17 protein-coding genes are annotated in these 9,201 nt (G+C 56.0%); 9 read left to right on the top strand and 8 right to left on the bottom strand.

The features are described 5' to 3' along the window. From ACRBB0_RS15365 to ACRBB0_RS15335, 7 genes are all read right to left on the bottom strand, one after another. Window positions 1-435 (bottom strand): DUF7666 domain-containing protein (locus ACRBB0_RS15365; RefSeq protein ID WP_431375327.1); only part of this gene is annotated, 435 nt, incomplete at its 3' end. 66 nt (window positions 436-501) lie between these two features. Next, window positions 502-732: a DUF7681 family protein gene (locus tag ACRBB0_RS15360; protein WP_431375326.1), complete on the bottom strand. Its 231-nt coding sequence runs from the start codon at window positions 730-732 to the stop codon at window positions 502-504. 96 nt (window positions 733-828) lie between these two features. Next, on the bottom strand, window positions 829-1,938 hold the full coding sequence (locus ACRBB0_RS15355; protein WP_431375325.1) for an AAA family ATPase: 1,110 nt from the start codon (window positions 1,936-1,938) through the stop codon (window positions 829-831). A 12-nt stretch (window positions 1,939-1,950) separates the two neighbouring features. Next, the gene (locus tag ACRBB0_RS15350; RefSeq protein WP_431375324.1) at window positions 1,951-2,883 is read right to left on the bottom strand and encodes a PD-(D/E)XK nuclease-like domain-containing protein; all 933 of its coding nucleotides are present in this window, start codon (window positions 2,881-2,883) and stop codon (window positions 1,951-1,953) included. Between the two features lie 4 nt (window positions 2,884-2,887). After that, window positions 2,888-3,190 (bottom strand): hypothetical protein, encoded by a 303-nt coding sequence (locus tag ACRBB0_RS15345; RefSeq protein WP_431375323.1) that lies wholly within the window; start codon window positions 3,188-3,190, stop codon window positions 2,888-2,890. A gap of 114 nt (window positions 3,191-3,304) precedes the next feature. Next, window positions 3,305-3,619, bottom strand: a complete 315-nt coding sequence (locus ACRBB0_RS15340) for a hypothetical protein (RefSeq protein WP_431375322.1) — start codon at window positions 3,617-3,619, stop codon at window positions 3,305-3,307. A 678-nt stretch (window positions 3,620-4,297) separates the two neighbouring features. Continuing rightward, window positions 4,298-4,480 carry a hypothetical protein gene (locus tag ACRBB0_RS15335; protein ID WP_431375321.1) on the bottom strand — a complete coding sequence of 61 codons (183 nt, stop codon included), beginning with the start codon at window positions 4,478-4,480 and terminating at the stop codon, window positions 4,298-4,300. Between the two features lie 636 nt (window positions 4,481-5,116). Here ACRBB0_RS15335 and ACRBB0_RS15330 point away from each other — a divergent pair. Beyond that, on the top strand, window positions 5,117-5,308 hold the full coding sequence (locus ACRBB0_RS15330) for a hypothetical protein (protein ID WP_431375328.1): 192 nt from the start codon (window positions 5,117-5,119) through the stop codon (window positions 5,306-5,308). On the opposite strand, the gene ACRBB0_RS15325 is transcribed toward ACRBB0_RS15330, so the two are convergent. Further along, window positions 5,233-5,490 (bottom strand): helix-turn-helix domain-containing protein, encoded by a 258-nt coding sequence (locus tag ACRBB0_RS15325; RefSeq protein ID WP_431375320.1) that lies wholly within the window; start codon window positions 5,488-5,490, stop codon window positions 5,233-5,235. The two genes, ACRBB0_RS15330 and ACRBB0_RS15325, sit on opposite strands and share 76 nt — an antisense overlap. 84 nt (window positions 5,491-5,574) lie before the next feature. On the opposite strand from ACRBB0_RS15325, the gene ACRBB0_RS15320 reads away from it, so the two are divergent. From ACRBB0_RS15320 to ACRBB0_RS15285, 8 genes are all read left to right on the top strand, one after another. After that, a complete protein-coding gene (locus ACRBB0_RS15320; protein ID WP_431375319.1) occupies window positions 5,575-5,799 on the top strand; it encodes a hypothetical protein in 225 nt (74 codons plus the stop codon). 71 nt (window positions 5,800-5,870) lie between these two features. Beyond that, window positions 5,871-6,134: a hypothetical protein gene (locus tag ACRBB0_RS15315; RefSeq protein ID WP_431375318.1), complete on the top strand. Its 264-nt coding sequence runs from the start codon at window positions 5,871-5,873 to the stop codon at window positions 6,132-6,134. A 349-nt stretch (window positions 6,135-6,483) separates the two neighbouring features. Continuing rightward, a complete protein-coding gene (locus ACRBB0_RS15310; RefSeq protein WP_431375317.1) occupies window positions 6,484-6,711 on the top strand; it encodes a hypothetical protein in 228 nt (75 codons plus the stop codon). A gap of 9 nt (window positions 6,712-6,720) precedes the next feature. Then, entirely contained in the window at window positions 6,721-7,041 is a 321-nt protein-coding gene (locus tag ACRBB0_RS15305; protein WP_431375316.1) for a hypothetical protein, read from the top strand. Next, the gene (locus ACRBB0_RS15300) at window positions 7,038-7,418 is read left to right on the top strand and encodes a DUF1064 domain-containing protein (RefSeq protein ID WP_431375315.1); all 381 of its coding nucleotides are present in this window, start codon (window positions 7,038-7,040) and stop codon (window positions 7,416-7,418) included. Before ACRBB0_RS15305 ends, ACRBB0_RS15300 begins: the two co-directional genes overlap by 4 nt. Continuing rightward, window positions 7,415-8,110, top strand: coding sequence for a hypothetical protein (locus ACRBB0_RS15295; protein WP_431375314.1), 696 nt, complete (start codon window positions 7,415-7,417; stop codon window positions 8,108-8,110). The genes ACRBB0_RS15300 and ACRBB0_RS15295 overlap by 4 nt, the downstream gene beginning before the upstream one ends. Then, window positions 8,107-8,313, top strand: a complete 207-nt coding sequence (locus ACRBB0_RS15290) for a hypothetical protein (RefSeq protein ID WP_431375313.1) — start codon at window positions 8,107-8,109, stop codon at window positions 8,311-8,313. The genes ACRBB0_RS15295 and ACRBB0_RS15290 overlap by 4 nt, the downstream gene beginning before the upstream one ends. Then, window positions 8,310-9,197 carry a hypothetical protein gene (locus ACRBB0_RS15285; protein WP_431375312.1) on the top strand — a complete coding sequence of 296 codons (888 nt, stop codon included), beginning with the start codon at window positions 8,310-8,312 and terminating at the stop codon, window positions 9,195-9,197. Before ACRBB0_RS15290 ends, ACRBB0_RS15285 begins: the two co-directional genes overlap by 4 nt. Window positions 9,198-9,201 lie beyond the last annotated feature (4 nt).

Genomic DNA, 9,201 nt, shown 5'->3' with positions numbered 1-9,201 from the left:
GCTCGGGTCGCCGGTATCGGTGGCCGCGCTCTGATCGCCGGTGTAGGTGGCCGCGCTCTGGTACCCGGTGTTGGTGGCCGCGCTCCGGTCGCCGATACTCTGTTCGGTGTCCTTTGCCCGTTCTAATATCCAGTCGACACTCCGTCGAATGAAATCCGGCAGGCTTAGTTCAACCTCAATTGTGATCTTTCCTGCCGCTATTTTACTATCGCCGCCGCTTTCGTTTGCTGTGTCGCCGTCCAGTGTGACGACTGCAAACTTGCTCTCTACTGGCCCGTAATAGCGCCACACGTCGAACGGGAATTCGCAGGCGTGGAAACCTGCACAGCAAGCTTTTACTTCCCCCTGATGCTCGTAGGTTCTCCCAACTTCGAACTGGAACCCGCGACACGTCCAATCTGGATTGAAGCCTTTGAAGGCAATGTCGGTCGTCATAGTCAAATCTCCTTGTCGCATTCCGTCGCTGCCCCTGACCCGCAGGGGCAGAAAGAGAGGGCGGGGTTAGGCTGTGACGTGCTTGACAGCCCACATGACGGCCTGTTCGACATTGGTCTTGGCCAGAGACATTTCACGGCTCTGGCCAATCTCGTCGCACTTGGCGAGAAACTCGGCTCCGATATCCTTTAGCTCAACCATTTGCTGCTTTTCCGCGTCGCTTAGAACGCGATACTTGTGGCGAACGGCATTGTTCGCCGTGCGGTCGTCCGATGCGCTGTCTACTTCGTTGTCCATTCTGTCATTCCTTCTTGGTTGGTATTTCTGCCCCCGCCGCGTCCATTTGCCGAAATATCTGCGGCGGGGGATGCGGGCTGAATGCCCGACATGGGGTTAGGTGGCGTTTGCTTCGTTCTCGGTCTCAATTTTACTCAAGAGTTCAGCTTCTTGCTCGGGTGACAGGGTGGGCTTTTCGTTGGCAAACGGGTCGTCGCTGTCTTCGGCAGATGCATCGGCGTCTTTGGCCAGCTCTTGGCACTCTGCGAGAATTGTGCGGATTAGGGCTCGGTTTTCTTTGCCCTCATCACTGTTGAAGAAAGCCGTGAAGGCGTTTCTGCCCTTGCGAGCTTCATCGCGGGCTTTGTCGAGCAGTTCCTTTTGCTGTTGAGCGTCGCCCTGACCTTTGGCCCATTCTGCCATTGCGCGGCCTGTGGGTTCACCCATTTTTGCGCGCGGGTCGAGCAAGCCTTTAAATTGGTCGGCCACTTTGATTTGATGAACCGGGCAACCGGGTGCTTTAGGATCCAAGATCACCATTGTTGTCATTTCAAACATCAGGTCAGCGTCGGATGCCGGGTCCCAAGGTACATCTTCGCGACGGGTCTTGGTCTTGCGCGCGTTCTTTGCTTTGTCGCCAAATCCTTGCTGCATCACGGGCTTGGCGCGGGTGCAAATGATGATGTTGCACTTGGCGCGAACAATGCGATCAATCAGGCGGCGATACTTGGGTTTAACTTCCGCCCATGCCAACTGGCCGTATTTTGCAGGGTCAACAGTGTACCGGCCATTTGCACGCTTTTCGGCTTCTTGGACGAGCCTTTCGAGCGCAATGGCATGCATATCAAGGACACCGCCGACACCTTCCCAAGCGTGGCTAAAACTGTCCAGGATCAGGACTGGAAGCTCTGCAGCCTCAGCTGCGTCTATGATTTCAATCCAACGCTCCGGGCCAAAGCCAACGACGTGGCCGGTTTGATCTACCGCTTGAAAATCACAGTGAGCCATTTCAGGGAAGGCCGCTTTGTAATGCAGTGCCCGCTTGTTTTCGGTGTCGACATACCCAATCGGCGCACCCGATTTCCCTGTGATCACTTCGGCGATTCCGCGCGCCATCCGAAGGGCTGTATAGGTTTTCCCTGTGCCCGACCCGCCAGATAGGCCGATGCTCAAGGTCAATGGGTCGTGAATTTCCGTAACGGGAATGAAGCGAATATGTGCTGTCATAGGGAGGATCCTTTATTCTGCGGCATGTGCTGGGGCTTGCATCTGGAAGGCAAAGTCCAGCACGTCCTTGCCGTGGGCTTTTTTAAACGCGGCTTCTGCGGATTGACGCTCAAGCCATTCGGCCTCGAACCACGCGGGCGGTTCCGTTTGGCAGATTTCAGCGGGGTATCCGGGCCATTGATTACGGCGCAGGCAACGAAGCAACATCTCGCGAGCGCGTTTCACTTTTTCGGCGCCAACGTCCACAGCAAACGGATGCAACTCGATCACTGACAGGCCATGTGGTGGTGTCTTTTCAACAGGGATAATGCGATAGCGCCAATCGCCGCCAAAGACCGCTTTTGCCCCCTCGATGTAGTGGGCGACGCGTATGTCGATCCCCAAGCGCATGTTTGTTTTTAGCCAAGAGTAAGGATCAGCATATCCAGCGCAGGTTTTCAGGTCGTACAGGATGCGGTTTTCGCGATCTATCTGGTCAACCTTGATGCGGTTCCATACCCCGTCCTGCTTCCAAATCAGGGTGAGTTCCGCATCGGTTCCGGTGAAAGGGTCGCCACACGAATGGCCGCCTAATTGGATACGCGCGGCGTCGACCATGTTTCCCACGTCGTCAAATTGGTGGCGGAGCAGGGGTGTTTTTCCTGCGTCGCGGGCAGTTTCACGCGCTTCTTTCGCGGCCTTCGAGCGCCAGTCCTTTTCGTCTATCACCTCGATGTCGGCACCGCGGGAAAGCATGGCCGTGTGAAATGCGGAACCAAGGTCAAACGTGGTGCTGTTCGTTGGCTGGTGAAATGGGTTGAGGCGTTGCGAGCCGGTCCAAGCGTGCAGTGGGGTTCCAAAGATGAAGTCCTTGGCCATTGTCGCGCTTAACGAGGGTTCCGGGCATGGGTCAGCGAAATAGAGATCGTCGCTTATATCGTGCTCGCCTTGGTGGAGGTGCTCCATCCCATCAACCCCCGTAGGTAATTTTGAGAACGGCCCCGGCGGCGATAACCGCAAGCAACGCGATTGGAGTAAGCATCGGGGCGTTTTTTGCGTGGTAAATCACCCACATTTTGGTGAAGCGGCTTCCCCAACGGCGTTCCGTCAGGCGCTCCTGTGCTTGGCGGCGAAGCTCTTCGGCCCCCATTTTTGCGACCAGTGCGCGGGCGGACGGCTCAACGCGCGGCAAGTCCAGCGTGTCGGGGAACGGGTCAGGGCGGTATGTGTGAAGGGCGATTTCAGACCCGCCGGATGTGTGATCGAGAGGCATGGTGTGTCCTTTCAAAGTGCGCGGCTTGCGGAAGGGAGGGAGAAACCCGCAAGCCGCGCTAGTTGGCAGCCCCAAGGCCGAAGGCCTGAGGAGGGGGCTGCAGCAGTGAACGGGTTATTCGGCGGCGATGCGGTGCATGTCGTATGCGTCGTCGCATTGGCTGTCGCTTGGCTCAGGGGCGTCTGGGCTTGTCTCTGCAAGGAGGTCCAGATCGTCTTGAAAATCGCTGGTTACGTCCCGGCTGGTTTCGATTTCGCCGGTCTCAACGTCGAAGGTCATGGCGATGACGCGTGTCGGCTGCTCGTCAGCGATGCAACCCGAGTAAAGCTCAAAAGCCTCTTCGCGGAACTCTGTTGCGTCCCCAGCGCTGCCAAAGCCCGCATTCGGGAATGTGGTCAGGACCGTGTAAACTGTTGCAGGCATCTTCATCGTCATTCTCCCATCTGGTGCCGCGATCTGCCGGGTGGCGTCTTCGGTGGCTGTTGGGAATGTTTTAATCCACAAAAGGTGGATGCGCAAGGCTTAAATTCACAAAAGGTGGATTTTTGTTCAACCCGATTCCCGACAAAAGAAAACCCCGCCGTTAGGGCGGGGCGCTACAATCGATTGCGGGGTGTTTGGTTAGATGGTGTCGGGCGCGACGTTTTCGCGCTGGGTGCGCCCGGGGGTTAAAATGCTGGGAGGTCGGTCCTCAAGGCCAGGTCATGGCCAACATGAGTTTGCATATCAGTTGGGAGGGTGCCGACGATGGGCGACGAGTTGCCAGTCCATGGCTGGAAAAATTCACTTATCCAAGGCATTATGACCATCTGGCTGCCCGGCGCTGTGACAAACCGTGTCGGGTATTTCAGCCCGATTGCGTCCAAAATGGACAAGTTCCCGATTATCAGTTCGTCTGGATGCCTCTTCTTGTCTAGTTTGGTCGTTCCATAAGCAATTCTGCAAACAAACATACCATTTGTAGGGTCTTTGGCGACCCCGCAAACAAGTAGCGGTCTTGGGTTTGTGGCCCAGTTTTCTTTCGGACTGGTTTCCGGAAAAAAGCCCGTCACAACCTGAAAAAGTCGTGGCGGGCTACGCGTCCAAGCGGGTTCATTTGCAAGTTCTTCAGGTGTTAGGCTCATCGATAACAACCAAATTACCTTTACCAATACCAAATCGGGCGTTCAGTTTTTCACGCCACTCTGTAATCTTTGCGTCTTCAACGGGTTCAAACTCACTATCAGCTTCCCGAGGGAAGGATTGGTGATTTGAGACGTTCCTGCCGTAAGCGTGTGCACGTTGCGCCATAGCTTTGCTCCCTAAATACATTAGTACCATATGGCTCTTGAGACGTCATAATCAATGATTCTGACAATTTCATGGCCTAGTCTATCACTGCCAAGCTCCGTTGAGCCGCGACCGGTTGTCCCGATTCGTTGACGTTGGGCTGGGATTAAGCAGCTTTAGTCAACCTTTGCAAATAACATCTTCTTAGGGGGGCAATATCCTGATCAGTAGTTGAGAAACCGTTACACGATCGTTTCCCGCACCACCCAGAAACAAACGGCCCTAGCCTGACGCCCACCCGCGCCACACCGGAATGAAGGGTGAATATCGGTCATTTATCCGCCGTAAGATTAAGACATTTTTGCAACCCCCTGAAAGCTAACGGAACCTCAAATTAAGTTGCGACTTTGCGTCCTGCCCTGCTTTCGCTAACGTGCTAAACCCCCGCGAAATGTGGGGAGGTTCCCGACCTGTGGCGGAACCCGCGCAAGCCGCACCTAGCCCTAGCGGTTGCCGCATTGCGACGCGTCTGACACATTACCGGGCAGAGCATAAAAAACAAAAAATTCAAGAATCGGGGTCGATCAGCCAAAGGCGGTCGGCAAACGGGAAGCTGTACCTTGCGGTCAGGTTATCCCGACTCGGGAGGAAAATATTATGGGCAAGGAATACTTGGAAGCCGAAGTAGATGCGCGGCTTGATAGGATGATCGAGCTGGCGGATGATCTCGACCTTACGTTGGATTCGGTTGTCGCGGCGATAGGCCGGGTTGATCAGAGCATATTCATCAGCTTTTCGGAGAGTCCGTCCAGTCTCCCTCGGTATATTGCGTCCAAGGTCAGTCCGTAGGTATCGCAAAGCTTTTCCGCCGCTTCGACCGGGATGCGTCGACTGCCTTTTTCCCAATTGTTGTACTGGGTCGCGCCGAAGCCGTGCTTTTCCGCCCAAGCTTTTTGTGAGGGCTCTGAGAACCCGAGGCGTATTGCCTCCAGGCGCTTACCTATAATGTAAAATTCTGGCTGATTTGACATGGCTCGTTTTCACAAATTGTGGAGAATTGGGCAATTTCCGAATTGTGGTCTTGCATGCATCCACCAAATGTGGATTATAGGGGCATGGAAAACACTGCTGAAAAATTTGCCGACACTGTTGGCCGAAAGAAGATCGCGGATGCAGTAGGGGTCGGCCTTACTGCGGTGAGTAATTGTGTTGTGCGGGGACGTTTTTCCTCCGCATGGCATGAGGCTTGCCGTCAACTGGCAACGTCCGCTGGCGTGGACTGCCCGCCGGAACTGTTTGGGCAAAAGGGCATCCCCCAAACTCCCGAGGGCGCGGAATGACAATCCCCACGCCCTCGTTTTCCAATTCGGTTTCAGTTTCTCAGCCACAAGAGAAATATGGAGCAACTTGCATGCAGTATCTTGCAAAAACGAACACGGATTTTCGGGATGCCTCACGGAAAGAGGATTCAAGACTTGTCCGACGGGCCTTTGACGGTCCGACACAAGACGCGATTGCCAAAAAGGGCAGTAGGGCGCTCGGGGTAAGCCCGCGACAAATCATAAATTGGATGAAATGCGAGCATGACATGCCCTCATGGGCGGTCAAAGCGGTGCAGGGGTATCTGGATCGGCTTGAAGCGGCCGCAAAACGTATAGAGGGGCGTGATGAATGAAATGGTTAAAACTGGCCCCCCTGTTGGCATTTTACACGGTGCGGAGGCTTTGGATAGCCGTTCGCATCCGCGTGTCTCGAATTTGCAGAAAACTGCAATTCTGAATTCCTGCCGCACTCAATCACACTCACGGAGCAGGGCCCACGGGCGGGGGCTTGGCAGTTTAACCCCGCCCGTGCGGATTGTGTGAACAAATGATCTGTCTCAGCCCCATCGCGCTTGCACTTTTCATAGCAACAACGGGGCTGGGCTACGACATCACCGGGCCGGTTATCACGGTCCATTCCCAGACGCGGCTGGCGTGGGTCTACCGCAGCGGCCACATGTGCGCAGGAGGCGCTAAAGCGTGATGACCGAAGCAACAAGACAGCAAGACGAACGGTTGTTGGCCGTGGTTTACGACCGGGCGCGCGGCCTGACGCTCGGGCAAATTGGGGCCAAGCACAAACGGTCCACCGCAACGCTCACCGTCCAGACAAACAAGGTCATGGGTGCGGATTTGGAGCATTGCAAGCGACACCACGACACTGCCGATCTGGCCGAAATTGAAACAGCCTATTGGGCCAGGAAAAAGTGAGAGGCTGATATGACCGCCCCAATTCGCGACCCCCTTCGTGCAGCCGTAGCTGCTGCACAGATAGACCATAATGGCGGGCCTCTTTTGGAAGATGTGAACGCGCGCAAAGTGCTAAGCATCCTTGACCCTAAGATTGAAGAGCCATTGCAGCCTTTCGAGTGCGGTGCGCCGTGGACCGGCTGGGCTGACGATGCAGACTTGATCGCTGCCGCTAAAATCGAGCGCCGCATTGCTCTGCGGAATCGCGAAATCAAGCAGCTTCGCAAAACCCGCCAGAAAATCATGATGAAAAGCATCCGCCGGATGCGCCGCGCAAAGGGGCTGACATGACAGACCGAATTTCAGCCGCAGCTTTTCGTAAAGAGCAGGCACAGGGCAAGAACAAGTTTGGCGCGCAAAAAGTCACCGTCCAAGGGATCAAGTTCGACAGCAAGCGCGAAGCCAACCGTTGGTCGGAATTGCGCACCTTGGAACGGGCCGGTCAAATCTCAAACCTAAAGCTACAGGTGCCAATCATGCTCGAAGGGCGCGACGGGCCAATGATGACCCGCAAAGGCCGCCAGATGCGCCTTACCGTGGATTTCTCCTATATCGACAGCAAGACCGGGCTGACCATTTTTGAAGATGCCAAAGGCATGCCCACACGCGACTATGAGGTGCGCAAGGCCGCTGCCGCCGCGCAGGGCGTCAAGGTGGTCGAGGTATGAGCGCTGCATCCGCCAAATCACTGTTTCGGGCAACTAAGCCAAAAACCAAGCCGCATCCGGCACAGTTGCTTATGGGGGATTTGCCGGAGCAACGTAAGCCAGACGCGGGACGCGACCCGTTGGATTACGACCCGACGCCACCTGACGCAACAGAGGCCTTTCTTGCGGCTGAGGCGGACCACATGCGAGCCCATGGCAATCTGATTTGGGAAAACGCTGTTGGCGCAGGCCACATGGCAAGGGTTTTTCAAGCGCATGGCTTTGACGTTACCGGCACCGACTTGGTAGATCGCGGTTGGCCGGGCGTGCGGCTGGGCAGCTTTTACGACTTTGGCAAAGCACTTGCGCCTATCAATGTCACGAACCCACCTTATTGCGAAATCAATGCGCGCGATGGTCATGGCCGTTGGCTTTTCCATTCGTTCGACCTTGGATTGCCCTACATAGCGCTACTGCTTAATGCAGACTGGTGCGCTGCGCGTATCAACGGAATGGATCGAATTTTCGAGGAGAATCCCCCATCTGTTGAATACCTGTGCTGTTGGAAGATCGATTTCAGAGGAGGAGGATCTCCACCTCAACGCAATAGCTTTTTTGTTTGGGATGTGAACCGACCGCCAAGCGCTCCGAACGAGTGGAGGCGCGTGCGCCTATATCGCGACAAGCATCGTGGACAGGGGACACTGCTATGACCGGAATAGCCATCAAGCGCGCAGGTGACACGGTAGAAATCCCCGAGGGGTGCTTTGCCCTGATCATGCCAGCGGATCGCGCTCACGCCGCCTGTGTGGCGCTACAACCGGTCCCAGCCGGGGCAACCACCAGCACGGCAACACAAACCACTCGCAACGCGCTTCTAAAGGCGCTGGCGCGGGTACAGGGGAGGGGCAAGTGACTACGAAAATGCCCTTCCTGAAGTTCTACACATCTGACTGGCGGGCTGACCCGGCGCTCAGAATGTGCGGCTTGGCGGCAAGAGGCCTTTGGGCCGAAATGATCTGCCTAATGCACGAGGCCACCCCGTATGGCCACCTTCTCGTCAACGGCAACTCCGTGACTGATGCGCAACTCGCCGCCTTGGTGGGAACGCCTTCCGAACTGATCCCCGACTTGCTCGGTGAACTGGAAACGGCAGGCGTATTCTCCCGGACGCGCGCGGGCGTTATTTATTCACGGAAGCTTGCCAAGATGGCGAAGAAGACCGCAGTTGCGCGGAAAAACGGAAAAAGTGGGGGTAACCCAACCCTATCAAAAACAAAGAAAAATCCGGCGTTGGATAAGCCCCCGGATAAGGGTCGGGATAAACCCCAGAGACCAGAAGCCAGAGGCCAGAGAGATAACAACTCAGAAGATAAATCTTCTTCGTTGTCATCTACGCCCGATCCGGGCAACGACGACGGCTATTTCGATTTTCTCAAAGCACATCCTCGACCGAGGGAAACGGCCAGAGGCGAGGAGGCGTGGTCCGAACTCCTGGCAGGTGGCACCGATCCGCAAACGCTGATCGCCGCAGCACAGCGCTACGCCGACGCCTCGAAAACCTACGACGCCGACAAGGTGAAATTCGCCGACAACTGGCTGGTCGACGGGGCTTGGCGGCTGCACCTGCCGAGCAAGGCTGACGCGCCACCAGACCAAAGCGAGAAACGCGCCTTCTGGGCCAAACTGATCACGGCAGGGGGCAAGGTCTTTGGCCTATCCGAGGCAATGGCCGCCGATTGCGTCGCAGCCGGTCTGGTGTCGCAAGAGCAAGCAAGCGCGGCACTGGCCGCAAGTTGAGGGA

It is taken from the genome of Pelagimonas sp., from assembly GCF_050633425.1.
Taxonomy (GTDB): domain Bacteria; phylum Pseudomonadota; class Alphaproteobacteria; order Rhodobacterales; family Rhodobacteraceae; genus Pelagimonas.
The sequence above is the reverse complement of the archived record's forward strand: the minus strand, read 5'-3'. Positions and strand labels throughout refer to the sequence as shown.

Coding starts and splice junctions, on each gene's coding strand:
- ACRBB0_RS15315 (WP_431375318.1), top strand. CDS start 5,871: ATGCAGTATCTTGCAAAAACGAACACGGATTTTCGGGATGCCTCACGG.
- ACRBB0_RS15340 (WP_431375322.1), bottom strand. CDS start 3,619: ATGAAGATGCCTGCAACAGTTTACACGGTCCTGACCACATTCCCGAAT.
- ACRBB0_RS15305 (WP_431375316.1), top strand. CDS start 6,721: ATGACCGCCCCAATTCGCGACCCCCTTCGTGCAGCCGTAGCTGCTGCA.
- ACRBB0_RS15330 (WP_431375328.1), top strand. CDS start 5,117: ATGGGCAAGGAATACTTGGAAGCCGAAGTAGATGCGCGGCTTGATAGG.
- ACRBB0_RS15360 (WP_431375326.1), bottom strand. CDS start 732: ATGGACAACGAAGTAGACAGCGCATCGGACGACCGCACGGCGAACAAT.
- ACRBB0_RS15350 (WP_431375324.1), bottom strand. CDS start 2,883: ATGGAGCACCTCCACCAAGGCGAGCACGATATAAGCGACGATCTCTAT.
- ACRBB0_RS15335 (WP_431375321.1), bottom strand. CDS start 4,480: ATGGCGCAACGTGCACACGCTTACGGCAGGAACGTCTCAAATCACCAA.
- ACRBB0_RS15300 (WP_431375315.1), top strand. CDS start 7,038: ATGACAGACCGAATTTCAGCCGCAGCTTTTCGTAAAGAGCAGGCACAG.
- ACRBB0_RS15310 (WP_431375317.1), top strand. CDS start 6,484: ATGACCGAAGCAACAAGACAGCAAGACGAACGGTTGTTGGCCGTGGTT.
- ACRBB0_RS15345 (WP_431375323.1), bottom strand. CDS start 3,190: ATGCCTCTCGATCACACATCCGGCGGGTCTGAAATCGCCCTTCACACA.
- ACRBB0_RS15320 (WP_431375319.1), top strand. CDS start 5,575: ATGGAAAACACTGCTGAAAAATTTGCCGACACTGTTGGCCGAAAGAAG.
- ACRBB0_RS15295 (WP_431375314.1), top strand. CDS start 7,415: ATGAGCGCTGCATCCGCCAAATCACTGTTTCGGGCAACTAAGCCAAAA.
- ACRBB0_RS15290 (WP_431375313.1), top strand. CDS start 8,107: ATGACCGGAATAGCCATCAAGCGCGCAGGTGACACGGTAGAAATCCCC.
- ACRBB0_RS15325 (WP_431375320.1), bottom strand. CDS start 5,490: ATGTCAAATCAGCCAGAATTTTACATTATAGGTAAGCGCCTGGAGGCA.
- ACRBB0_RS15355 (WP_431375325.1), bottom strand. CDS start 1,938: ATGACAGCACATATTCGCTTCATTCCCGTTACGGAAATTCACGACCCA.